Annotated in this window: 21 protein-coding genes; 3 read left to right on the top strand and 18 right to left on the bottom strand. The window is 39.6% G+C overall.

Translation table 11 applies throughout. The features are described from left to right. Positions 1-95: 95 nt before the first annotated feature. A complete protein-coding gene (locus tag E0E32_RS11685) occupies positions 96-1,724 on the bottom strand; it encodes a Na/Pi cotransporter family protein (RefSeq protein ID WP_066196439.1) in 1,629 nt (542 codons plus the stop codon). A gap of 524 nt (positions 1,725-2,248) precedes the next feature. Continuing rightward, positions 2,249-2,878 carry an NfeD family protein gene (locus E0E32_RS11680; RefSeq protein WP_066192949.1) on the bottom strand — a complete coding sequence of 210 codons (630 nt, stop codon included), beginning with the start codon at positions 2,876-2,878 and terminating at the stop codon, positions 2,249-2,251. Positions 2,879-3,245: 367 nt separating this feature from the next. Between E0E32_RS11680 and ispG the strand changes: the two genes are divergently transcribed. Beyond that, complete coding sequence (gene ispG / locus E0E32_RS11675) at positions 3,246-4,355, top strand: flavodoxin-dependent (E)-4-hydroxy-3-methylbut-2-enyl-diphosphate synthase (RefSeq protein ID WP_392388597.1); 1,110 nt, start codon at positions 3,246-3,248, stop codon at positions 4,353-4,355. A gap of 28 nt (positions 4,356-4,383) precedes the next feature. Here ispG and E0E32_RS11670 read toward each other — a convergent pair whose 3' ends face one another. After that, positions 4,384-4,803: a hypothetical protein gene (locus tag E0E32_RS11670; RefSeq protein WP_066192946.1), complete on the bottom strand. Its 420-nt coding sequence runs from the start codon at positions 4,801-4,803 to the stop codon at positions 4,384-4,386. Positions 4,804-4,885: 82 nt separating this feature from the next. Then, positions 4,886-5,593, bottom strand: coding sequence for a lytic transglycosylase domain-containing protein (locus tag E0E32_RS11665; protein ID WP_130859821.1), 708 nt, complete (start codon positions 5,591-5,593; stop codon positions 4,886-4,888). A gap of 129 nt (positions 5,594-5,722) precedes the next feature. Here E0E32_RS11665 and E0E32_RS11660 point away from each other — a divergent pair, with 129 nt between their 5' ends. Continuing rightward, positions 5,723-6,007 (top strand): DUF2624 family protein, encoded by a 285-nt coding sequence (locus E0E32_RS11660; RefSeq protein ID WP_066192942.1) that lies wholly within the window; start codon positions 5,723-5,725, stop codon positions 6,005-6,007. Between the two features lie 285 nt (positions 6,008-6,292). Here the strand turns inward: E0E32_RS11660 and E0E32_RS11655 are convergent, their stop codons facing one another. Together E0E32_RS11655 and E0E32_RS11650 are read right to left on the bottom strand one after the other, a co-directional pair. Beyond that, positions 6,293-7,189, bottom strand: coding sequence for a deoxyribonuclease IV (locus tag E0E32_RS11655; RefSeq protein ID WP_066192940.1), 897 nt, complete (start codon positions 7,187-7,189; stop codon positions 6,293-6,295). An 11-nt stretch (positions 7,190-7,200) separates the two neighbouring features. Next, complete coding sequence (locus E0E32_RS11650) at positions 7,201-8,517, bottom strand: DEAD/DEAH box helicase (protein WP_066192938.1); 1,317 nt, start codon at positions 8,515-8,517, stop codon at positions 7,201-7,203. A gap of 130 nt (positions 8,518-8,647) precedes the next feature. Between E0E32_RS11650 and E0E32_RS11645 the strand changes: the two genes are divergently transcribed. After that, positions 8,648-9,592 (top strand): 4-hydroxy-3-methylbut-2-enyl diphosphate reductase, encoded by a 945-nt coding sequence (locus E0E32_RS11645; protein WP_066192937.1) that lies wholly within the window; start codon positions 8,648-8,650, stop codon positions 9,590-9,592. A gap of 423 nt (positions 9,593-10,015) precedes the next feature. On the opposite strand, the gene E0E32_RS11640 is transcribed toward E0E32_RS11645, so the two are convergent. From E0E32_RS11640 to era, 12 genes are all read right to left on the bottom strand, one after another. Then, positions 10,016-11,128, bottom strand: a complete 1,113-nt coding sequence (locus E0E32_RS11640; protein ID WP_130859820.1) for a Nif3-like dinuclear metal center hexameric protein — start codon at positions 11,126-11,128, stop codon at positions 10,016-10,018. After that, entirely contained in the window at positions 11,125-11,808 is a 684-nt protein-coding gene (locus E0E32_RS11635) for a tRNA (adenine(22)-N(1))-methyltransferase (RefSeq protein ID WP_066192933.1), read from the bottom strand. Before E0E32_RS11635 ends, E0E32_RS11640 begins: the two co-directional genes overlap by 4 nt. Before the next feature lie 815 nt (positions 11,809-12,623). Beyond that, a complete protein-coding gene (gene cccA / locus E0E32_RS11630) occupies positions 12,624-12,980 on the bottom strand; it encodes a cytochrome c550 (protein WP_066192931.1) in 357 nt (118 codons plus the stop codon). A gap of 211 nt (positions 12,981-13,191) precedes the next feature. After that, complete coding sequence (locus E0E32_RS11625) at positions 13,192-13,746, bottom strand: hypothetical protein (RefSeq protein ID WP_165445020.1); 555 nt, start codon at positions 13,744-13,746, stop codon at positions 13,192-13,194. Between the two features lie 365 nt (positions 13,747-14,111). Further along, positions 14,112-15,227 (bottom strand): RNA polymerase sigma factor RpoD, encoded by a 1,116-nt coding sequence (gene rpoD / locus E0E32_RS11620; RefSeq protein ID WP_066192927.1) that lies wholly within the window; start codon positions 15,225-15,227, stop codon positions 14,112-14,114. A gap of 14 nt (positions 15,228-15,241) precedes the next feature. Continuing rightward, a complete protein-coding gene (gene dnaG, locus E0E32_RS11615) occupies positions 15,242-17,071 on the bottom strand; it encodes a DNA primase (RefSeq protein WP_066192925.1) in 1,830 nt (609 codons plus the stop codon). A 406-nt stretch (positions 17,072-17,477) separates the two neighbouring features. Next, positions 17,478-18,314 carry a pyruvate, water dikinase regulatory protein gene (locus E0E32_RS11610; protein WP_066192923.1) on the bottom strand — a complete coding sequence of 279 codons (837 nt, stop codon included), beginning with the start codon at positions 18,312-18,314 and terminating at the stop codon, positions 17,478-17,480. A 35-nt stretch (positions 18,315-18,349) separates the two neighbouring features. After that, positions 18,350-20,440, bottom strand: a complete 2,091-nt coding sequence (gene glyS / locus E0E32_RS11605; protein ID WP_066192921.1) for a glycine--tRNA ligase subunit beta — start codon at positions 20,438-20,440, stop codon at positions 18,350-18,352. Next, entirely contained in the window at positions 20,427-21,320 is an 894-nt protein-coding gene (gene glyQ, locus E0E32_RS11600) for a glycine--tRNA ligase subunit alpha (RefSeq protein WP_066196437.1), read from the bottom strand. Before glyQ ends, glyS begins: the two co-directional genes overlap by 14 nt. Positions 21,321-21,618: 298 nt before the next feature. Then, positions 21,619-22,371: a DNA repair protein RecO gene (gene recO / locus E0E32_RS11595; RefSeq protein WP_066192920.1), complete on the bottom strand. Its 753-nt coding sequence runs from the start codon at positions 22,369-22,371 to the stop codon at positions 21,619-21,621. A 23-nt stretch (positions 22,372-22,394) separates the two neighbouring features. Then, positions 22,395-22,526: a YqzL family protein gene (locus tag E0E32_RS11590; RefSeq protein ID WP_316245345.1), complete on the bottom strand. Its 132-nt coding sequence runs from the start codon at positions 22,524-22,526 to the stop codon at positions 22,395-22,397. A 212-nt stretch (positions 22,527-22,738) separates the two neighbouring features. Next, positions 22,739-23,644: a GTPase Era gene (gene era / locus E0E32_RS11585; protein ID WP_066192918.1), complete on the bottom strand. Its 906-nt coding sequence runs from the start codon at positions 23,642-23,644 to the stop codon at positions 22,739-22,741. Between the last annotated feature and the right edge of the window lie 202 nt (positions 23,645-23,846).

Here is a 23,846-nt window from a genome sequence, read left to right as displayed (position 1 = left end):
TAATATTTTCGTCAAATTCCCTTAAAACGCTCAACACAGCCATCTAACCACAAATAGGTTGCAGAGAGCAAGATCTCTTGCTCTCTGCATGTGGGTTACCTTTCTTCTAACACTTCATCAGCAATGTTTACCGCATGATCACCAATACGCTCTAAATTACTAATAATATCAGCAAATACGATCCCGGCTGTACCTGTACAAATTCCTTCATTCAATCGAATAATATGTTTTTTGCGCAGGTTACGTTCCATCTTATCAATGGCATTCTCTTTTTGAATAACGCTAAGTGCAGCTTCTCTATCCATGTTCTCTAACGCATTAATAGCCTCATCCACCGTGCTGATCGTTAACTCAAACATATTGTCGAGATCAATCATCCCTTGTTCCGTAATATCTACCTTATTGGAAATTTTGTAATTGACTAACTCGATAATATTTTCGTAATGATCACCCATACGTTCAATATCACGAACCGCATTGATTAGCGCTGAATGGCTATATCTCTCCGCTTCCGTAAAATTGGTACGAGATAATTCGACTAAATAATCCGTAATTTCATGATCTAGGTTATTCAAAGCACCTTCAATTTGCAAGGCCATTTCTGCTTTTTTCTGTTCGTTAGTATTTAGAAACTGGCTTGTCTCACCTAAACCTTTCAAGGCATATCTCCCCATATGAATAACCTCTGCCTTTGCTTGATCTAGTGCGACAGACGGGGATTGCTTAATGAAAATAGGGTCCAAATGCTGTGGTTTATATTTCACCACTACATCTTCACCTGGAATTAACTTTGTTACAAAATAGGCAAGTGCTCCGATAAATGGAAACTGGATAACCGTGTTTGAAATATTAAATATACCGTGTGCAAAGGCAATCGTCATTGCCTCATTTAAATTTAACCAATCCTGTAAATTAGCAATAAATATAGTGTATACGTTTAGGAATATCACAATAATAATCGCACCTATGAGGTTAAAGACAACATGTGTTAAAGCGGCTCTTCGTGCTGCGATAGACGTACCAACAGATGCAATTACCGCTGTAATCGTCGTGCCTAGGTTGTCACCAAACAATACCGGCAAGGCTGCTTTCAACTCCATAGCACCTTCTGTCATCAAACCTTGCAGTATACCAATGGTAGCACTGGAACTTTGTACTAACATCGTGAACAAAGCCCCTACTAGGACACCGAGTATCGGTGTGTTAGACATACTTAATGTAAGTTCATGGAAAAATTCCAAAGTACTTAATGGCCTTAAACCCGTACCCATTAAATTAAGCCCAAAAAACAACGCACCAAAACCAAAAATGGTTAAACCAATATTGGAAAATTTCTCATTTTTTAAGAAAAACAGCATCAATGCCCCAACAGCAAGGATGGGCAGACCATATTCTTGAATATCGATCCCTATAATAAATGCGGTCATCGTCGTTCCGATATTTGCCCCCATTATGACACCAATGGCCTGTCTCAAGGTCATAAAGCCGGCATTTACCAAACCAACTGTCAGTACAGTCGTCCCTGAACTTGTCTGTAACAATATCGTTACTACAATCCCTGCCAGTACCCCCATAAAAGGGTTACTAGTCGTTTTATCCAAGAAATATTGCAAGCGATCCCCTGCAATCTTCTGCAAGCCCTCTCCCATGTATTTAATACCTAATAAAAAGATTCCCAATCCACCAATAAATTCAAATAGCATTGTTTGTAGATTCACTTCCAACAACGTTCATCCCTTCTCGCAAAGCATTCTCAGATTAGGTTTTCCGGCTATGCAAATATTATGGCATACTTTTATCATCCAACTTTAACTAAAGCACATTTTTATGTATTCAACAAATTTAGACATCCTCCACGGTATCTGATAAAAGTTATCCTGTTTCCATCCTCCAAATAAAACTTGCACACCACCTCATTATTAATGATTTGTTGAGTATTTGTAAAGACTTTTATTGAAAATTTACAAAACCTTAACAAACAACCCTATTATATCAACAATATGCTATAAAGGTAATCTTTTTTTTGATTTTCTTCAAAAAGTGATAAAAAAGTGTAGATATCGCCATTAACGATTAAAGGACGATACGCACCCAGATTACGGGTTCATACCGTCCTTTCTATTTCTCGCTATATAAGTTGAACTTATAAATGTAAAAAAACCGTTGACAAGCAAGTCTTTGCTCATATGATTTTCTGATCATACATTAATGAGAAATTATTTAATTCAACTTATATAGTCAAAAAAATTTACTTTGTTTCTTTGACCAATATTCTCGTTCCATCGACTTGCACTACTTTAACTTCTGTTTCTTTGGTGAGCCATTTTCCTTGTGTAACGGCACTGTACTCCTTATCATCAATTCTCACCGTACCGCTTGGACGCATATCTGTCAGGGTTTCTCCTGTTTTCCCAACCAATTCTTTATAAGATTGATTGATACTGGAGTACCCAGCGTCATCACTCAGCTGATCAAATAATGTGATCTTCGTCCACATCTGACGTTTCTTAAATACCTTTAAGAACCCAAAAGAAGCAGGAACTCCAACAAATATCCCGATGATCGCATAAAGCCCTGCCGTCCAATTCGGCGCAGCAAAACCAACGGACACCATCATACAGACAAGACCTATCACTGCTAAGGTTCCATCATTTAGCACTTTTCCATCAATAATGATCAACATTAAACCAAACAAATAAATGACAATCATCATAAAAAACATACTGATATCCAAAAAAGAGGAAAAATAAACCGTAATAAAGCCAAATCCCAAAACAGCAAATATTCCTTTTGCATTAACAAGTAACTCTCCAATTAAAAACAACGTCGCAAACCCAACTACGACAAGGCTCATCCAATCAGCCGTAATCGCAAACATATGCACCACCCCTACTGACATTTATTCTTATCATAACATACGAATAAAGGTTGTGTTTTGTTTCATTTTATTTTTAAACGTGAACCACCTCTTATTAATCTTCATTATTTTCTTTTATGACAATTAGGTGAAGAATCAAATTTTGCTGTAGCATACTTCCGAAAGTATGCTTTACTAACCAATCATAAAAAACTTCACCACCTACAAGCGATGTTTACTCGGTTTTTATGTTAATTTTTTTAATTATGAAGGTTTGTTACTTCTCATTTGTACTGATAACCTTTATAATGAAGGATGGTAATTAAGTAGATGAATAGTACTTATTTTCATGATAGAGGTCATTTGAATAAAAGGAGCGATGATTGATATGACGATAATACACCGTAAAGATACGCGACCAGTCAAGGTTGGCAATGTTATGATTGGGGGAAAAGATCAAGTTGTTATCCAATCGATGACAACGACAAAGACAGAAGATGTCGAGGCTACCGTTAAAGAAATCGGTCGCTTGGAAGAGGCGGGCTGTCAAATTGTCCGCGTGGCTTGCCCGAATGAAAAAGCAGCCGCAGCCATTCCAGAGATCAAAAAACGCATTAATATTCCGTTAGTCGTAGATATACATTTTAACTATAAGCTTGCCCTAAAAGCGATTGAAGGCGGCGCCGATAAGATTCGAATCAATCCTGGTAATATTGGTAAGCGTGATAAAGTAGAAGCTGTTGTCAATGCAGCGAAAGAAAAGGGAATTCCGATACGAATTGGTGTAAACGCTGGTTCTCTGGAACGTCATATTTTAGAAAAATATGGCTATCCAACGGCAGACGGAATGGTTGAAAGTGCACTTCATCACATTAAGATCTTGGAAGATCTCGATTTTCATGATATGGTAGTTTCCTTAAAGGCCTCCGATGTTACATTGGCGATTGAGGCTTACGAAAAAGCAGCCGAAGTCATTCCTTACCCACTGCATTTAGGTATTACTGAATCAGGAACCCAGTTTGCTGGAAGTATCAAAAGTGCAGCCGGTATGGGTGCTATCCTAAGTAAAGGTATCGGCAGTACGATGCGGATATCGTTAAGTGCAGATCCAGTGGAAGAGGTGAAAGTAGCCAAAGAATTATTGAAAACATTTGGCTTAGCTTCCAATGCTGCTACTTTAATCTCCTGTCCAACCTGTGGCAGAATTGAGATCGATTTAATCAAGATCGCTAATGAAGTAGAAGAATATATATCGACGATCAAGGCACCGATAAAAGTTGCTGTGTTAGGTTGCGCCGTCAACGGACCTGGTGAAGCACGTGAGGCAGATATTGGTATTGCCGGGGCACGTGGTGAGGGATTATTATTCCGTCACGGAGAAATCATCCGCAAGGTTCCTGAAGAAACGATGGTAGAAGAATTGAAGGTTGAAGTAGATAAAATTGCAGAAGAATTTTATCAAAAACAAAAAGAAGAGGAAGAAACCCAAGAAGTATAAACCGGGCAGCTGCCCGGTTTTTTAATGTCTAAAAAGGAACAAAAAAGAGGGATACAAGTAAGGAAATTACCGATACGGTGATAGCAGCATTCCCTAACGTATCTGCGCCTTTTGTCTTCGAAATAATCCCAAATACTATACCTGCAACGCCCATGACTAGTGGCCATACAAAAAAAGAAACAACTGCCAAAACAAGGCCGATCCATCCATAAGTCATATTCACTTCCGCCTGCATCTGCGTCTCTTGTTCTGCTTCTTCTATTTGATCATTGAAATCCGTGTCAGCACTTAATTCAGCCGCTGTTTCTTCATCTCGTCGATTGAGTTCGTTTTGTGCATATAATTCATTTGTTTCTGTAAATTGTTGTGTGGTGAGGTCCTCTGATTGCTGACCATTATTAACCCTTGGTGCATCTTCTACACGATCGTCATTTTTATATTCTGACATACTACACCTCCTCCATATTTAAGGTACATTTGTAGTATGCCATGATTTAGCTGTTTCTTTCGTGGAAAATTATACTGCACGGTTATGGAAGGTATGCAACAAAATCTTGATATTTTTCTGCTTGTCGCTGAATCTTAACGGCATACTCACTTTTGGCATTTCCATTCTCTTCTTTATATTCCTGTAGGCCAGTCATTCCCCGATGATAAGCCGTTAATGCCTCATTCCAGTTTCCGTATTGATTATACAGAAAATCAAGATAAACCAGCGACAACTTCATGGAATAATAAGGATTGAATAATAAGTCCTGTTCGTAGGGTATATTGGCTTTTTCGGCAAGCCAAGGTGCCGTATTTTTCATAAATTGTGCCATACCATAAGCGTGCCCATATTCTGTTTCTGGTCCAACTAAGTCTTGCTTAAATGTATTACCTGTCTCCACTTTTAACAGTTCATAAACCAGAAATGGATCAATATCATAAGACTCCGCTTCTTTCACTAAAAAAATTGCCCATGGACGTTCAAAATTACCTTCGCTATCTTTTACCATCGCCTCTGCTGCATCGAAGTAATGTGGCCACGTTTCGTAATCCAGATGCAATTCCGCTTTATCGAGAGACTGATTATAGATATGCTCTCTTGCATTTGATTGTTGCTGGAGTATTTGCTTCTCCATTTGTAGTGTTTCGATTTCTTGATGATACCCTTGTATTTGATAATAATTCCACCCACCAGAACATAATAAAATCAGGGCACACCCAGTTAAAAAAAGGATTTGTCTTCTGCTCATTCAGGCTACACCTCCTCATTCTTAGCGGATTAGCCAATAGCAGACCTACTTACTTCATATAACCTTTTTGCATAATTGCTAAACATCCTTGCATAGAATAGGCTATAATGAAAAAAAGGAGCTCATATCATGAACATGTTAACGAAAAAAATGATTGCCTATAAGCTAAAGCATTTATCGGCAGAAGAAATTAAACAGAAGGCCGATGAATACCAGATTGCATTAAGTCATCAGCAAGCAAATGCGATTGCTTCACACCTCAAGCAAAGCAACTACGATCCAACCAAGCCTGCTGATCGTACCAAGATGTTAAAAAAATTAGCGGAATTGACGGATAGTAAAACCGCTCAAGCATGTCAAAGCTTGTTCAAACAATTGATCAAGGAGTATAACGTAGAGCACTTGTTTTATTAAAGCCAATATAGTTCACGACTTCATTTTCTCACAATCAACCCTCGGCAGCAAAAAATAGAGACTACTTGCCAGTTCGTTCAAGGCCAAAATCGTTCTACGTCCTATAATTTTTCTTAGATAAGAAAAACTAGGAATCCCCGCCCGTTACATTATCAAACAAGTCTTTGCTCACATGATTTCCTGTTAATACTTTATTTGATCCATTCGTGTAAATGGATCAAGAGCACCTACTTATCATAAAAAAATCACCAAAGACGATATATATCCTTTGGTGATTTGCTTATTTTAGCCTTGTTGAACAATTTGTTCTTTTAAATCTGGAACAAAAGCTTCTTTTCTTAACATATCGATTTCAAACTTATAAGGTGGCTTTTTATTCTTTTTATCTTCTCCTACATAAGGCGTTTCAAGAATCTTTGGCAAGTCCTTCAACTGCTCATGATGAACTACGTAGTTCAATGCGTCGAAGCCAATATGACCAAAACCAATGTTCTCATGACGATCCTTTCCCGCCCCTTGGATATTTTTACTGTCATTCACATGCACTACTTTCAGGCGGTCTAACCCAATGATCTTATCAAATGCATCCAATACCCCATCAAAATCGTTCACAACGTCATAACCAGCGTCATGAATGTGACAGGTGTCTAAACAAATCGATAATTTCTCATTATGCGTTACACCATCGATAATCTTGGCTAACTCGTCAAAGCTTCTACCTACTTCCGAACCTTTTCCCGCCATCGTTTCCAGCGCAATTTGTACATCTTGCTCGGGATCAAGCACTTGATTCAAACCTTCAATGATTTTAACAATCCCTGCATCCGCCCCTTGGCCAACGTGGGCGCCTGGGTGTAACACGATTTGCTTGGCTCCGATCGCTTCCGTTCGGTCAATTTCGCTTTTTAAGAAACGAACGCCTAAATCAAACGTCTCTTCTTTGACGGTATTGCCAATATTAATAATATAAGGAGCGTGAACGACAACATCAGCAATCCCATGTTCTTGCATGTGAGTCTGTGCTGTGTCAATATTTAATTCTTCAATCGCTTTTCTTCTCGTATTTTGTGGAGCGCCGGTATAGATCATCATAGCATTTGCCCCATAGGAAGCCGCCTCTTCACTCGATCCTAATAACATTTTCTTTCCACTCATAGATACATGTGAACCAATTTTCAACATGGTTTGCTCCCTCATTTCTTTTTGTTAAATGTATTGCGTTGTATTTTCTTTTTTACTTTTTGCTGCTGCTTTTTCATTTTCTTTTTGTAACCTGGCTTCACCTTTTTCGGTTTTCTTACCTGCTGCCAGGCCTGTTTTTCTGTTTCATTTTCCATTCTCACTCGTTTTTGACGTACATTCCAAGGCTTGGCTTCACGCCACTCCCCTTGCACAATATCGTAAAAGGTAAAGGTTAATCCTTTTTTCTCTAATGTCTGAACTAACGGGAGGTCTTGTTCCTGGTAAAGACTAATAGCAGTTCCTTCCATACCAGCTCGTGCAGTTCGGCCTACCCGATGTAAATAAAATCCCTCTTCTTTTGGCAATTCGGCATTAATCACGTGGCTGACGCCTTTGATATCAATCCCCCGTGCTGCGAGATCTGTAGCAACGATATATTGATACTTCAGTTGTTGAATCTCCTTCAGCACCCTTTTTCGTTCCCGTTGACTTAAACCGCCATGAATTAAACCAACTCCCAGACCTCTTTCATGTAATTGCTGAGCTAGCTGATCGGCTTGCTCTTTCCCATTTGTAAATATAATCGCCAAATAAGGCTGAATCAGTGAAGACAGTTGTGTAATAAGATCGGCAGCTTGTCTATGTCTTAAGTCAATCAAACGATGTTCCAGGTTTTCCGGTGCCAATCGATCATCTATTTTAATATACAGTGGAGACTGTAAATATTTCTTTAAAAATGGTTGAAGTTTCTCAGGTATCGTAGCAGAAAACACCATTAGCTGAATCGATGGATGGGCGTTGGTTAAGATTTTATCGATTTCTTGAATCAAACCTAGTTCCAGCATCAAATCTGTTTCGTCGATAACAAAAGATTTCGCCGAATAAATCGATAACACACCTTGTTCCACTAAATCTAAGATCCGTCCTGGTGTACCTACTACAATATGTGGAGGCTGTTTCATCTTATCAATCATTCTTTTTTTATCGGTCCCACCAATAATCAGCTTGGTTCGCCACGCGTCTTGATTAGCTGATAACTCACTGATCTTTTTTACTTCTTCATAAATTTGTGTCGCTAATTCTCTTGTGGGTGCAGTTAACACGACTTGTGTTGCATCATCGGTACTATTTATTTGTTGCAATAAAGGGATTAAGAAAGCATGTGTCTTTCCTGAACCAGTCTCTGACTGCCCGATAATATCTTTTCCCTTTAACGCCTCAGGAATAACCTTTGTCTGAATCGGAGTCGGCTCATAAAACCCGAGACCATCTATCACATCATTCATCCAGTCTTCTAATGCATATTGTCTAAATTGGTGTTTTTTCATATCTGTCTCCTTTTGACTGATTATCTTTGTCAATTATGCTAAATACCTTTATAATGAAAGTATTGGACGTAAAGTCCACTATTAGACATTTTACTTTATCTTAAGCAGAAAGTACAGAGGGGGAACGACAATGGAAGTAATTAAGATTGCTCCAAGGGGATATTGCTATGGAGTTGTCGATGCAATGGTTATTGCGCAAAATGCCGTAAAAGATCCCAATCTACCTCGACCTATTTATATACTGGGTATGATTGTCCACAATTCACATGTTACCAACGCCTTTGAAGAGCAGGGTGTTTATACATTAGATGGCAGGAATAGAGCCGATTTATTAGAGGATATTGAGAGTGGGACGGTGATTTTTACCGCCCATGGTGTATCACCTGAAGTGAAAAATAGGGCCGAGGAGAAAAACTTAACCGTGCTGGACGCCACCTGTCCAGACGTCACACGGACACATGATCTCATCCGGGAAAAAGTGAAAGAAGATTACGAAATTGTGTATATTGGTAAGAAAGGTCATCCGGAACCTGAAGGGGCAGTGGGCGTTGCGCCCGATCATGTCCACTTGATACAAAATGAAGAAGAAGTAGAGCAACTGATAATTGCCTCTGATAAAAAAATATTGGTAACAAATCAAACAACAATGAGCCAATGGGACGTCTATGATGTCATGCTCAAGGTGCAAGAGAAATACCCACAGACAGAAATGGAACAAGAAATCTGTATGGCAACACAAGTACGTCAGGAAGCCGTTGCTGAACAGGCAGGAGAAGCCGATCTCACATTAGTAGTCGGTGATCCTCGTAGTAATAACTCGAACCGCCTGGCGCAAGTATCCATTGAAAAAGCGAATACGCAAGCCTATCGTATTGCTGATGTCTCTGAGATTCAATTAGACTGGCTCGATGGCGTTCAGAAAGTAGCCGTAACTGCTGGCGCTTCTACACCCACCCCCATAGCCAAAGAAGTGATTAAGTTTGTCGAACAATATGATCCAAACGACAGCAACACATGGGACATCACATCAAAAGTGCAAAAAGATAAAATCCTTCCTAAGGTAAAAGCAAAATAACATGCATAAGAAAACCGGGCAAATTCTGCCCGGTTTTTTATTACTACCCGAACTAGACACTAACTGCCGATAAGACGAATGATGTAAAGTCACCAGTCCAACTTATTCCATGTAAGAAAGTTGATGATTTGTTAGCGCTCGGGAAACGTTCCGAAAATAGGTTCCACTTTTACCCACTTGGCATAAGTCAATAAGCGATTTGAGCAAAAACGCTCTTATCATACTTCCTATACCGCGAGGCATTTGGCTCAACCTGCTCGTCAGTAAAGAGCATTTTCTGTGGGATCTTCACACTTCCTCTGCCTGCTCAATGAATCTAAATGAAGCATTAAAAATGCACTCCAAACCTCCATAGAGATGACCACCATTTTCCATGATGGACACTTTTTTTGGTCGTCATCAGAACAACAATCACAATAACATTTATGCAAAATGAAATGGCTCTGTAGATTGTTTCGATGTAATAACCTCGACGTCACTCGACAGCTGCTCTTTATTGCGGTCAAAGTAGTCTTTCACACCTTGTTTCATTACTGCTTCGACATGGTGCCCTGGGTCCAACAAGCATATCCCCGCTTCCTCTGCGTCTTGAGCGTCGTGAAAGGTGAGATCACCTGTTACATACAAATCTGCTCCAGCTTTCCGAGCTGCCTCAATATATCCCTTACCACTTCCACCTAATACGGCTATTCGTTTAATCTGCTGATCAGCAGAACCGACATAACGTAGTGCTGGCAGGGAAAAACGTTGCTTCACGATCTCGATATATTCTTTTAGCGGCATCGGGTGTGCTAGGAAACCTATCCTGCCTAATCCCCGTACTTTTCCTTGATTAGCCAATGGGATCACATCGTAGGCCATTTCTTCATAAGGATGAGCATGCTCCGCTGCTTCTAAGACAGAGGTAAACTGGGACTCAGTAATAATCGTCTCCAGTTTGTATTCGTCCACTTCCTCCATTTCATCTTGTTTACCTAAATACGGATTAGTTCCTGCTAGTGGTTTAAACGCCCCTGTCCCTCTGGAGCGAAAACTGCAATGGCTGTAGTTTCCAATATGACCTGCCCCAGCATCACCCAAGGCGTGTTTTAATTGTTCTATATGTGTTGCCGGTGTATAGATCACCAATTTGTAAATTTTTTCAATATTGGTGGTTACTAATGGTTTGGTATCGATGATTTGCAATTGGTCTGCCAGCAAATCGTTCACTCCACCGTCGACGACATCTAAATTAGTATGTGCGGCATACACAGCAATATCGTGCTTGATCAAATGCTGCACGACCTTGCCTTTGGGAGTAGCAAGGTCGAGCGATTTGAGTTCTTGAAAAAACAAGGGATGATGGGCAATAATCATGTCCACGTCTTGCTCGATGGCTTCTTTCACTACCCGGTCTACGACATCTAACGTAATCATCACTTTTGTAACTGGTTGTTCTGTATGCCCCAGTTGTAAACCAACATTATCCCAGTGCTCTGCATAATCAACAGGAACCCATTCCTCAAATAATTGCACAATATCTTTTACCTTTGTCATTCGAATATTACCTCCTCTATCATGGCATTCTCGTGTTCTAATTGCTGGATTTTTTCCCAGGGCAATTGAGCAGCTTGTTTCATTTGCTGCAACAGCCTCTTTCTTTTTTCATATTCCCGATTCCATTTCTTAATAAAAGCCGGATGTCGATCTTTTAACAAGTAAGGGCCAAATAATAATTCCTTTTCTGTCAATGTAGCGAACGATTTGGTCTGATCGCCTACAAGGATTTCATATATATACCCTTCTTCTTCTAGGATGGCCTCATTTACTAACGCAATTTGATGACGCTGCAGCCATGATCGAACCATGTTAGCATCTAAATTAGGTTGTAGAATGAAACGATTGACCCCTATTAATTTTTCTTTTCCTTCTTCCAGAATAGAAGCAATCAGTTTCCCGCCCATTCCTGCAATCGTCATCTGATTGACTTCTCCTGGATTAATTACCTCTAAGCCATTGCCTTTACGTACCTCTATTTGATCTGTTAGTTGCTGTTCGACTACTGTTTGTTTGGCACGCAGAAAAGGACCCTCATTCACTTCTCCGGCGATAGCTGTAGCATCTGGATCTGCAGAACAAATCACGCATGGCAGATAGGCATGATCGGAACCAATATCTGCAAAGTGGATCGGTTTGTTTAGAAATTCGCCAACACGGCTTAAACGTTTTGAAATCATTCCTTGTGTTCCTTTCCCATTTAATCTTAGTGGATTTTGTTGCTTTGAATACCTTTATTATTAACTTATATAACTGCCGATAAGACGAATTATGTAAAGTAAACCACTTTTCTGGGTGGTGATTTTGATTGTTTAATTGTGCTAGACGAGCGCTCCGGGAATAGGTTCCGCTAGATTGGAGTACAACAATGGTTGTTACTGCAAGAATGAGGAGTTCTAGGTACCTAGACAGTATTGTAGCAAAAGGAGAAAATCGTCAACTGATTTTTCGGATATGTCATGGATCATGCTACAAAATGGTTCTTTCATTTATAAAAACCATAATGTATGATCGAATCATTCTCTGAACAAGTTTATCTAGCATGATAATGGTGCCTAGAATCCCACATCCTAGCAGTCATTCGATTGTAGTGCTACTACCCAGGAAGGAAATAGGTGGAGACTCTATAAAGTGTTCACAAGCTAAGAATCACCACGCCTGCACTTCATAGTGTGAAGCCCCCGCAGGAAGCGGTTTTGGCTGACGAGGAGGCTAAAGCCTTGTCTCGCGGTATAGGTAACACAATGAGAGTGTTCTTTGCTCGAATCGCTTGTTGACTTATGCTTCGCGGGTAAAAGCGTAATCTATTTCCAGAGCGCTATTTAGCACTGACAAACAATCAACTTTACTACATGGAAGACATGGACCGCTACTTTACATAATTCGTCTTATCGGTATTTCTAATCGTTTAGATCAGAATCGTTACATCTTATTATGCCATGCTAGCGTTATAAGAAAAAGCCTTCTGTTTAAAACAGAAGGCTTTTTGCATGCTTTAATGTTCTTCAGTCAGCCATTCGGCTAATACTTCCGCTTCTTCATCCGACACCAATCCGCCCGGCATACCGCCGTCTGTACCATTAATGATGGTTTCTCTGATTTGATCTTGATCTAGTCTGCTACTTACATCCTGCAAGGCTGGTCCTGTACCGCCTTCCAAATCACCACCATGACAACCTACACAGCTTTGGATTAATGCTTCAGGATCTTGGGCTTCTTCTGTTTCGCCGCCCTCTTCACCACCATTAGCAATCTTATCTTGTTGATCTAATCCTACTGCAGAAATGATAATCATAGCTAAGATGCCAAGCACGGCAATAAGTGCGAATGGTATAATAGGATTTTTTTTCATTTGATTTTCCTCCTTCAATAACACTAAACGCCTACGTTTTTTTATGTACAAAGAAAGCCACTTTTATTTTACTTTAAAATGTGAAGATTGGGAAGTGTTATCTATTAAAATTCATAAACTGTTTAAAATATGCTGATAAATAGAGCGGCCATATTGCGTCCCTTCGTTCGCAACATTTAGTTGCATCCGAAGCAATCCTCTTTAGAAGACATTAAAAATAATGGAACCCCAGCCTAATAAGCAGGACGATAAAAACAAAAACACCAGCAACCTGTAAAAAGAACTGCTTTCTCCACCAACCACATACGACCCATGAAGCACTATTTAAAAAGATCCAACTATACAAGATCATCCAGTTTGGCAAGTATTGAAACAATACCAAAGCCGTAAAAAGCAAAAAATACACAAAGAAAATCATAACCGCATAAGATTCGCGCAGGTAGGGATGTCGGTGAAAAAGTTTGATCGCTAACAACGCTATGATTAATACCACACAGTTACCAGCTATTTGTAACATCATATGCTCACTAAGTGTAAACAAAAGGATGGGGACTAACAATAATAACGTGTGCAATACATAAAAAAATAAATAATAAGGACTCGGGCGCGGCATTTGTTCGTCTGCTCCCTCTCCTTCTGAGTACAGCGCTAACAAAAAATCACAATAATGCGCTGGGAGGATTTGATGAGATTTCCAGTAATGAATCTCACTAATGATAACTTGTTTTCTCTCTGCTTTCATACCACCACTCCAAGATTCCTTCATTTCTCTTTATATCGGTTTATGCTAGGAAACAATCAAGTGATTTTCATTTAAAAGTTTATATATCCCTAGTCTGATAAAGTAAACTTTCATTCAGAGAGGCGCTTTCCATCCGCTCTGAATGTTAGTGAACCCATCGTGCAGCCTGATTGTTGGATCTCATGCTTCCGAGCAATCTACTCCAGATCTGGGAAACGCACATCAGGTATACTGCGATAAAAGAAATCAAAAAGCTATGGCAATACAAAAGTTTAACGTGTATTTTGTTTTTTGAACAGCTTCTATAAAGATAGAGTTGTCCTCTTTTACCTTAATCAAAAGAAAAAAGATGGAAAGAAAACAACTCTCTACATTTCTCTATTTCATTCTTATTCTAGAAAATCTTTCAATCGTTTGCTACGGCTTGGGTGGCGCAACTTACGAAGGGCTTTGGCTTCGATTTGACGAATTCGTTCTCGAGTAACGCCAAATACTTTGCCCACTTCTTCTAATGTTCTTGTTCTTCCATCATCCAAACCGAAACGGAGTCTAAGCACGTTTTCTTCTCTGTCGGTAAGTGTATCTAAGACATCTTCTAATTGCTCTTTTAATAACTCATAGGCTGCATGATCGGAAGGAGAAGTCGCCTCTTGATCTTCGATGAAATCACCTAAGTGTGAATCATCTTCCTCCCCGATAGGTGTTTCCAAAGATACAGGTTCTTGAGCAATTTTCAAGATTTCTCTTACTTTATCTGGGGTAAGTTCCATATCTTTCGCAATTTCTTCTGGAGTTGGCTCACGTCCTAAGTCTTGCAATAATTGACGTTGAACTCGAATCAGCTTATTAATGGTTTCTACCATATGAACGGGAATACGGATGGTTCTTGCCTGATCAGCAATGGCTCTTGTAATAGCTTGGCGAATCCACCAAGTAGCATAGGTACTAAATTTGAATCCTTTTCTGAAGTCGAATTTCTCTACTGCCTTGATCAGTCCCATATTTCCTTCTTGGATAAGGTCTAAGAATAGCATTCCTCTACCTACATAACGCTTCGCTATACTGACAACCAAGCGTAAATTGGCCTCTGCTAAACGTTTCTTCGAATATTCATCACCTTGTTCAATACGTTTTGCCAGGTCGATTTCTTCGGTAGCTGATAAAAGATCCACCTTACCAATTTCCTTTAGGTACATGCGAACTGGGTCATTAATCTTAATACCCAGAGGTACACTCAAGTCATTGAGATCGAATTCTTCTTCTTTCGATAATTGCTGCATGGATGGGTCTTCATCTGTCTCCCCAATCACTTCTACACCTTGCTCATTAAGAAACTCATAGAACTCATCCATTTGATCTGATTCTAATTCAAAGTTACCTAATTTTTCTGCTACTTCCTCATACGCCAATACGCCACGTTTCTTCCCCAACTCTAATAGCTGTTCTTTCGCTTGATCAACGGTCAATTCTACTTCTTTAGAATGTGATGACTTATTCTCTGCCATGAGTTGCCCTCCTTTTAAAAACTACTCCATTTCCTTGATTGCTGTTTAATTTGTATCATTTCCATCGCTATCTTAGCAGCTTCCTTAGGATCTGTTTTCTCTATTTGTTTCATCCTGTCTTGAAGCTGGTTTAGCATGACATGTTCTGTTTGTTCTGCCTGAATGATATGAATATAGTCGGTTAATTCCTTATCCGACATCTCCCATGAAAAATCCAACATCGATAACTCGACGACCAATTGTTGCAATGTTTGATCATCCAAATAAGTTAAGAATTGGGCTGGATCTGGCTCATTCCCTTCTTCATAAAAGCCATAAAGATGGGTTGCAATTACCTGATGCTGCTCTACGTTGAAGCTGGACCCGATGGTTTCTTGTATCTTATCAGCTATAAATGCGTTCTGAAGCATAGCAGCAAGCAGGCGTCGTTCCGCATTATGATAAGCTGGTTGCAGTGCATGCAAGGGTTTAGAAACTGTTTGTTGTTGTTTTCCAACATTAGTATTACCAAAGATGCGCTTGTTATCAACCTTTTTTTGTACTTGTTGTGATCTTGCCGATAATTCCTGCCTTAGCGTTTCCTCGGATAAATGAAATTCTGCCGCTAACTCACGAAGATAATGATCTTGTTCAATAGAACTTGTTAAGCTTGCTATTTCTGCAACAGCTGCTTCTACATATTTCAAACGGTCGCCTTCAAGCTTTAAATTAAAGTTCTTTCGTAAATACTTTAACAGGAAAACCATTTCTGTATCAGCTGTTTCGATGATTTGGGTTCTGAATTGCTCTGCTCCATACTCTTGAATATATTGATCAGGATCATAACCAGTGGGCATTATTCCCACTTTAATCACACATCCAGCCTGTTTCAATAACTGTATGGCCTTATACGTGGCCTCTTGTCCTGCACCATCACCATCATAACAGATAACAATCGTTTCCACGTAGCGCCTCAGCATGTTGACATGTGTTTCTGTCAAAGAGGTTCCCAAGGAAGCAACACCATTTTTGACTCCGGCTTGATAAGCAGAAATAACATCTGCCGCCCCTTCAAACAACACGGCCTCTCCTTTTCTCCTAATCTCACCGCGGGCAAGATCGAAGTTGTACAGTAGCCTGCTTTTGGTATAGAGGGTAGTTTCAGGACTATTTAGGTACTTAGGACCTTGGTCTCGCAGCGATCTGCCATTAAAAGCAATGGTTTTCCCTAAGTGATTACGAATGGGAAAGATGATTCTATTCTGGAAACGATCATAATAATGACCATCCTCCGTCATAGCGAGTACTCCCCCGTTTGCCATCACCTGTTTATGAAATCCCTTTTTTTCAAGGAAAGACACGACAAAATCTCGTGATGGAGGAGAAAATCCGATTTGAAAAGTATCGATTGTTTCATCGGAAAAGCCTCTTTCATATAAATAGCTTAACGCCTCTTTTCCTTCTTTCGTATGTCGCAGCAAATGGTGATATAGTTTAACTAACCACTCATGGGCTTCTAACACCTTCTGCTCCTCTGACCGACTTTCCCCTTGTTCTGGTTGTTGGAATTCTGGAATCGTTTGACCAGATTTATCCGCTAAATAACGTATGGCCTGCTGAAAGTTGTAACCTTCCATCTCCATGATGAAGCTAATCACATTTCCACCTTTGCCACAACCAAAACAATGATAGATCTGCTTCTCCTGATTAACGGAAAAAGATGGTGTGTTCTCAGAATGGAAAGGGCATAAGCCAAAATAATTTCGTCCTTGTTTTTTCAATTGGACATATTCTCCAACAATATCCACGACATCATTAGCTTGGCGCAGTGATTCAATTACTTGATCTGACACTTGATTGGCCATTGCTTATCACCATTTCTACATAGCTTTTACAACCTTGATTCGACAATTTTCTCGTTATTCAAAATAGGAAAAGCAACTCTGTCCTCTTCAACAGTCCTTGCTTACATAATACCTCGATTATCAGTGATATAAACACGATGTGCGCAAATGAACCGCGAACCTTCTTCCTCGTTGTAAAAAATATTCTACATAAATCCGCAAAATCCTTCTTTTTTATAAAAACAAGCCAAAAAAATGTTTATTTGCCATATATACTACACCTTTTTAGCTAGATATAAACATTTGCCCAAAGTATTATTATAATATATTCACCAATAAAATCAACTATTATTACTTATTTTTACGATTTTAATAAAAATGACGCAATGCTTTTGTTGGGGGGAATCTCCCCCTCATTACCTGAGAGTTAATCAATCTGTCTATTTTGCAGCTCCCAGTATGGCTGGTTAATCATATTTAAAATGATATTGGCCGTTTCCTCTACCGCTTTATGAGAAACATCGATGACGGGACAACCTAATTTGTTCACCAAGTCGTTAAAACAAGTCAATTCTTCCTCAATTCGTTCAAAAGCGGCATAGCTAGATTGATCTCCTAACCCAAGACTTTTTAATCTTTCTTTGCGAATACCATTTAGCTTCTCTGGGCTAATACGAAGACCAATGCATTTATGGGAAGGTATGGTAAATAGTGCTTCAGGCGGTTCTACTTCTGGTACGATGGGTACGTTTGCTACCTTTAATTGCTTGTGGGCTAAATACTGAGAAAGTGGTGTCTTTGATGTACGGGAAACACCGATCAGTACTATATCCGCTTTGGCAACTCCCCTTGGATCTTTTCCGTCATCATAACGAACGGCAAATTCGATGGCTTCAATTTTTCGAAAGTAATCTGCATCTAGTTTATGGATTAAGCCGGGTTCTTGGCGAGGTTTTTGCTTATACTTTTGTTCCATCACCTGAAGCATCGGACCCATAATATCGACACAGTCCACCCCTTTTTCTTCCGCTTCCTGAATGAAGAATTCTCGCAGTTCTGTATTCACAATAGTAAAGGCCACGATGGCATCCAATTGTTTTGCGTGGTACACGGCACCACGCAAAACCTCTACATTTTCTACGTAAGGAATTCGATAGATATCATAATCATTTTCATTCATAAATTGACTGAGAGCTGCCTTGGTAACAAACTCAGCCGTCTCACCGACCGAATCAGACACGACATAGATAATCTTTTTCTCCATCTGTTAACACCCTCCTCAGCCTTCCTTATCATCTGTTAACCTTGTTGTTTCCATTGCACCTTTGTCAAGTCCGCAAAACATAATAATTGTTTGGCGATCTGATTTAACAAGGAAAGACGATTATGACGAATAGCCATATCCTTATCCATAACCATGGAATGATCGAAAAATGCATGTATTGGTGTCACTAGGGGTGCCAACACCGATAACGCACGACTCGCGTCTTTTTGTGCCAATGCCTCTGTAAATGGTTCCTTCCTATCCAGGTAGGTTTGATATAAGTTAGCTTCTTCTTGATTCTGAAATAAAGCTGTATCTATTTTGGTTTGCTCTTCTGCCTTTACAGCAAGGTTTAGCACTCGAACAAAGGCCTCTTGGCTATCTTTGAAGTCTTGGTCTGTTTTCTTCTCTTGTAATACCTCTCCCTTCTTGATAAGGAAAGAGAAGTCGGCTAACTGGCTGGCTAATACCGCGTCAATGACATCTGGATCGAGTCCAGCCTCTTTCATAATATATACGCTGCGCTGCTTAAAAAATGATTCGATTTGCGCTGTAATTTGCTCCTTACTACCCTCTAGTATGTTCTCTTCCGTAAATAATGCCAATACCTGTTCACAGACCTCCGTAATATTAAGCTCCCATTGTTTTGCTTGAACAATTTGCAAAATGCCTAGTGCTTGTCTTCTTAGACCATATGGATCTTGTGAACCACTAGGGATTAAGCCAACTGCAAAACAACCAACAACCGTATCTAATTTATCTGCCATACTGACAATTGCACCTACTGTTGATTCTGGCAGGTCATCATGGGTGTTTCTTGGCATATAATGTTCTTCTATCGCCTGAGCAACCACACGATCCTCACCAAACATTTCTGCATATTTCCTGCCCATGATTCCTTGTAATTCTGTAAATTCATTCACCATGTTGGTGACTAAATCAAACTTACTGATTTGTGCCGTTCTTGTTACTTGAGACTTTTGTTTATCATTTAATTGTAACATATTTGCGATCCATGCACTAATTTTTTCGACACGTATAACCTTATCTGCTATGGTTCCCATTTTTTCTTGGAATACCATTCGTTTCAATTGTGCGAGATTATTCTCGATTGATTGCTTCTGATCTTCCTCAAAAAAGAATTGCGCATCTTGCAAGCGTGCTCTTAACACCTTTTCATTACCACGGGCCACAGTATCCACATGTTCAGCTGTGCCATTTCTGACACCAATGAAATAAGGTAACAGTTCTCCTTTGGCATTCTCTACTGGAAAATAACGCTGATGCTCTTTCATAGTAGTGATCAGTACCTCTTTCGGCAGCTGCAGAAATTCTTCACTGAACTTTCCGTAAAATACGGTAGGGTACTCTACTAAATGGGTTACTTCTGTCAGCAGATCTTTATCTACTGGAATAACCCATCCTTTGTCATTTGCTAATGTTTCAATGCCGGCAACAATACGCTCTTTCCTATCTTGCGCTTGTGCTATCACATATTGATCCGATAATAACTGTTCGTAGGTTAAAGGATCATTGATTTCCACTGTTCCCCCAAGGAAGCGATGTCCTTTACTAATATTCCCTGTTGGTACCTTAGCTATTTCAAAGGGAATGACCTGATCATCTTTCAAGGCAACCAACCACTTAATCGGGCGGACATAACGTAAATCTTGGTCGCCCCAACGCATGTTTTTGGGGAAATTCAAATGAAGAATAATATCCTTAAAATCAGCTAGCAGTTGATCTTGCGTTTTTCCAGCAATAAATTTACGTACAAAAACATATTCCGTTCCGCTCACTTCTTTCACGTACAAATCTTCGACAGATTTCCCTTGCCCTTTAGAGAAACCAATAGCCGCCTTGGTCCAATTTCCTTGCTCGTTTTTAGCAATCTTTAAGGCAGGACCTTTAGCTTCTTCCTCTTGGTCTGGCTGTTTATCCGCAAGTTCCGTAATTAATACGGCAAATCTTCTCGGTGTAATATAGGTAGTGATCGTTTGATAAGTAAGGCGAACTTGTTCCAACCATTCCATCGTTCTATCTTTAAGCTGGCGCTCCGTATCATTCATAAAACGAGCAGGCATTTCTTCAAGTCCAACCTCAAATAATACATTAGTTGTTTTCATGGGAAGCTTCTTCTCCTTTCAACATTGGAAATCCTAGTCGCTCTCTCTCTTCGACATATAATTTGGCTATTTCTCTTGCCAGGTGACGCACACGCCCAATGTACCCAGTTCGCTCCGTGACAGAAATAACCCCCTTAGCATCTAATAAATTAAAAGCGTGAGAGCATTTCAAAACATAATCATACGCTGGAAAAACTAGACTTTTACTCATCGCATTCCGCGCCTCTTCCTCATAAGTAGAAAACAGGTCAAAAAGCATGTCTGTATTGGATTCTTCAAACGTATATTTAGAGTGTTCATACTCCGGTTGATAAAAAATATCTCCAACGGTTACACCACTGGTCCATTCTAAATCAAAAACGTTCTCTTTATCTTGAATATAGGAAGCAAGGCGTTCAATACCATAAGTAATTTCAACTGCTACCGGTTTTGCCTCTAAACCTCCGATTTGTTGAAAATAAGTGAATTGAGTGATTTCCATTCCATCGAGCCAAACTTCCCATCCTAATCCCGCGGCTCCAAGCGTGGGATTCTCCCAATTATCCTCTACAAAACGAATATCATGATAAGCCGCATCAATACCCAACTTCTCTAAAGAATTCAAATAGAGCTCTTGGATATTATCCGGTGATGGCTTCATAATTACCTGAAATTGATGATGCTGATATAATCGGTTGGGATTTTGACCATAACGACCATCTGCTGGTCGTCTTGATGGTTCTACATAAGCTACATTCCAAGGCTCAGGCCCGAGACTGCGCAATAAAGTCATAGGCGACATCGTTCCCGCTCCTTTTTCCACATCATAAGCCTGCATAAGAATACAATTTTGATCAGACCAGTGTTGTTGTAAGGTTAAAATCATTTCTTGAATATTCATGTTTATCTCATCCTCCACTTCGGTTATTCGACAATAAGAAAATCCGTCCCTATGCCTTATTATTAACGATAAGGCATAGGGACGGATTTTCCGCGGTTCCACCCTACTTGTTGCAATAAACGCAACCTCTTTTTCTTGTTTCATCGCTCCAGAGTGCCTTCCTAAGAGGTAACCTGCTCAGCTCTCACCCGCCTGAACTCGCTTGATGGCACCATAAACCTCAGTACTACTCTCTTTCTTTGCAAACACTGTATTTGATTTATTTTTACATCATACGCAAAAAGATCAAAAATGTCAATTATAATTTATCCTGCCAACCCTTCATCTGCTTTAAAAAACGTTTTGATTTGATCGTATACCCTCCGTATGTTTCATAGTATTGATCCATCACAAATTGAAGGATCCGCTTATTTTCTGGTTTGACCGAGATATCCCCTACTCGTTCAATTTCTATCCAAAGAAACAGTTTCATCAATTTCACGACTTGTTCAGGAACAGGGATGGCATGAGGGTCAATATGGACACATCGTTTACAAAGTAGTCCCCCATTGCTGACGGAAAATGCCTTTAAGTCATCGGTGGTACCACAAGATACACACTGTGTGACCACAGGAGCAATCCCAGATTCTTTATACATTTTCCATTCATACATCATCGCCAGTACTTCTGGGTCCTGCCCTTCATTCAAGCGCTCTACAGTATGCAACAGTTGACTATACATATAAGCGCTATACTTCCTTTGATCAATTAATTTATCAGTTAGTTCTGCAATATAACTCATATAAGCCGTCTTAAAAATATCCTCACGAATCTTCCGAAAAGAAGACAACACTTCTCCTTGCTGAATCGTAGCCAGATTACTGCCAGACTGAATTAAAAAAGATCCATGAATAAATGGCTGCGTTATTGCAGCCATTCGACTTTTTGTTTTTTTTGCTCCCCTTGCAATGGCACCCAGCTTGCCTAAGGTCGGGGATAGTATGGTAACAATCTTATGTGTTTCCCCATAATCCTGCGTTTTGAGAATGAAGCCTTCTACTTTTTCCAGCACAAGCTTCCCCTTCCCTTCTTTCTCTAGAGATGTCGATCTTCTATAATAGGCTCTTCGCCCTCTTCTTCATCTATATCATCTGCTTCTACTTCTTTCATCCATAAGTATGCCTCAATATTACCTGTTTGACTAAAAACTTTCCACGGTACATCCATCACAATAAACCTCACCTTTCATTGGTAATCTGTTATTGCACGTAAGGAGGAAAGACAGTGATGATTGCCTCTCTTACGTTTATGATTAGTTTTTCCGAAACAAACAATTAAATGAGTCATAATTTTTACCATGTAAAACGTTGCATTTTCTTTTTTGCAGTTAAAGGGAAAAATACCTTAGACTGGACTTTGCACCCATTAGATGGAGGGGCTTAATAATCATCTTTGTTGAAACCAAACTCTTGCAACTGTTGAGGATTATTCCTCCAGTTCTCTTGTACCTTCACCCATAATTCCAGATACACTTTAGAACCTAATAGGCGTTCAATATCTTGTCTCGCTCTCTTCCCAATTTCTTTGAGCATTTTGCCTTGCTTGCCGATAATAATACCTTTTTGTGATTTTCGTTCCACTACTACGACGGCTTGTACTAATATCTTCTCATCTTCCCCGCGATGATCAATTTGTTCAATGACAACAGCAATGGAATGTGGAATCTCCTCACGGGTTAACTGGAGTACCTTTTCCCGAATCAGTTCTCCTATAATAAATCGTTCTGGATGATCGGTTACTGTATCTTCGGGATAATATTGTGGCCCTGTTGGCAACTGTTCGGCAAAAACCTGCATTAAATGCTCTACATTGTTTCCTTCTAATGCAGAAATAGGGATAATTTCTTTAAATGAATATGCTGAACGATACTGATCAATTAATGGCAATAATTGATCAGGATGGACCAAATCAATCTTATTAATGACCAAATAGACCGGTTTGTTGACAGACTGCAGCCGATCCATAATAAATTGATCTCCACGCCCATAGCCTTCTTCTGCATTGATCATAAACATGACTGCATCTACTTCGCCTAAAGCATCTTCGGCAATCTTTACCATAAAATCACCTAGTCTGTGCTTCGGTTTATGAATACCTGGTGTATCGATAAAAATGATTTGTTTATCTTTATCAGTATATACGCCTTGAATTTTGTTCCTTGTTGTTTGTGCCTTATCACTCATAATGGCAATTTTTTGACCAATTACCCGATTCATGAACGTAGATTTTCCTACATTTGGTCTGCCGATAATTGCTACAAATCCTGATTTAAAGTCGTTATCCATATTTATTTCCTCCGCTTACATTCATGTTGAGTTGCTTATTCTTATCATACTATATTTTTCACCTTCGTGCATAGCTTCGACAAAAGTAGTGGGATTTCCTTCAAGATTTTCACGCCTGCCTAGCAAAAAGGATATGCTTTCAGAACAGCTGGAAGAGTGTCCTTATCCTTTTTTATTTTATAAAAACGGCTGCTATCGATAA

It is taken from the genome of Gracilibacillus phocaeensis, from assembly GCF_900626275.1.
Classification (GTDB): Bacteria; Bacillota; Bacilli; order Bacillales; family Amphibacillaceae; genus Gracilibacillus; species Gracilibacillus timonensis.
The sequence above is the reverse complement of the archived record's forward strand: the minus strand, read 5'-3'. Positions and strand labels throughout refer to the sequence as shown.

What these genes read in the sequence shown, in the direction of transcription:
- E0E32_RS11590 (WP_316245345.1), bottom strand. Translation starts at nt 22,526, where the DNA reads ATGGATGTACCGTGGAAAGTTTTTAGTCAAACAGGTAATATTGAGGCA.
- E0E32_RS11610 (WP_066192923.1), bottom strand. Translation starts at nt 18,314, where the DNA reads ATGGAGAAAAAGATTATCTATGTCGTGTCTGATTCGGTCGGTGAGACG.
- dnaG (WP_066192925.1), bottom strand. Translation starts at nt 17,071, where the DNA reads ATGGCCAATCAAGTGTCAGATCAAGTAATTGAATCACTGCGCCAAGCT.
- ispG (WP_392388597.1), top strand. Translation starts at nt 3,246, where the DNA reads ATGACGATAATACACCGTAAAGATACGCGACCAGTCAAGGTTGGCAAT.
- glyS (WP_066192921.1), bottom strand. Translation starts at nt 20,440, where the DNA reads ATGAAAACAACTAATGTATTATTTGAGGTTGGACTTGAAGAAATGCCT.
- E0E32_RS11645 (WP_066192937.1), top strand. Translation starts at nt 8,648, where the DNA reads ATGGAAGTAATTAAGATTGCTCCAAGGGGATATTGCTATGGAGTTGTC.
- E0E32_RS11640 (WP_130859820.1), bottom strand. Translation starts at nt 11,128, where the DNA reads ATGACAAAGGTAAAAGATATTGTGCAATTATTTGAGGAATGGGTTCCT.
- E0E32_RS11680 (WP_066192949.1), bottom strand. Translation starts at nt 2,878, where the DNA reads ATGTTTGCGATTACGGCTGATTGGATGAGCCTTGTCGTAGTTGGGTTT.
- era (WP_066192918.1), bottom strand. Translation starts at nt 23,644, where the DNA reads ATGGATAACGACTTTAAATCAGGATTTGTAGCAATTATCGGCAGACCA.
- E0E32_RS11635 (WP_066192933.1), bottom strand. Translation starts at nt 11,808, where the DNA reads ATGATTTCAAAACGTTTAAGCCGTGTTGGCGAATTTCTAAACAAACCG.
- E0E32_RS11650 (WP_066192938.1), bottom strand. Translation starts at nt 8,517, where the DNA reads ATGAAAAAACACCAATTTAGACAATATGCATTAGAAGACTGGATGAAT.
- E0E32_RS11665 (WP_130859821.1), bottom strand. Translation starts at nt 5,593, where the DNA reads ATGAGCAGAAGACAAATCCTTTTTTTAACTGGGTGTGCCCTGATTTTA.
- E0E32_RS11660 (WP_066192942.1), top strand. Translation starts at nt 5,723, where the DNA reads ATGAACATGTTAACGAAAAAAATGATTGCCTATAAGCTAAAGCATTTA.
- glyQ (WP_066196437.1), bottom strand. Translation starts at nt 21,320, where the DNA reads ATGAATATTCAAGAAATGATTTTAACCTTACAACAACACTGGTCTGAT.
- E0E32_RS11655 (WP_066192940.1), bottom strand. Translation starts at nt 7,189, where the DNA reads ATGTTGAAAATTGGTTCACATGTATCTATGAGTGGAAAGAAAATGTTA.
- E0E32_RS11625 (WP_165445020.1), bottom strand. Translation starts at nt 13,746, where the DNA reads ATGAAGGAATCTTGGAGTGGTGGTATGAAAGCAGAGAGAAAACAAGTT.
- cccA (WP_066192931.1), bottom strand. Translation starts at nt 12,980, where the DNA reads ATGAAAAAAAATCCTATTATACCATTCGCACTTATTGCCGTGCTTGGC.
- rpoD (WP_066192927.1), bottom strand. Translation starts at nt 15,227, where the DNA reads ATGGCAGAGAATAAGTCATCACATTCTAAAGAAGTAGAATTGACCGTT.
- E0E32_RS11670 (WP_066192946.1), bottom strand. Translation starts at nt 4,803, where the DNA reads ATGTCAGAATATAAAAATGACGATCGTGTAGAAGATGCACCAAGGGTT.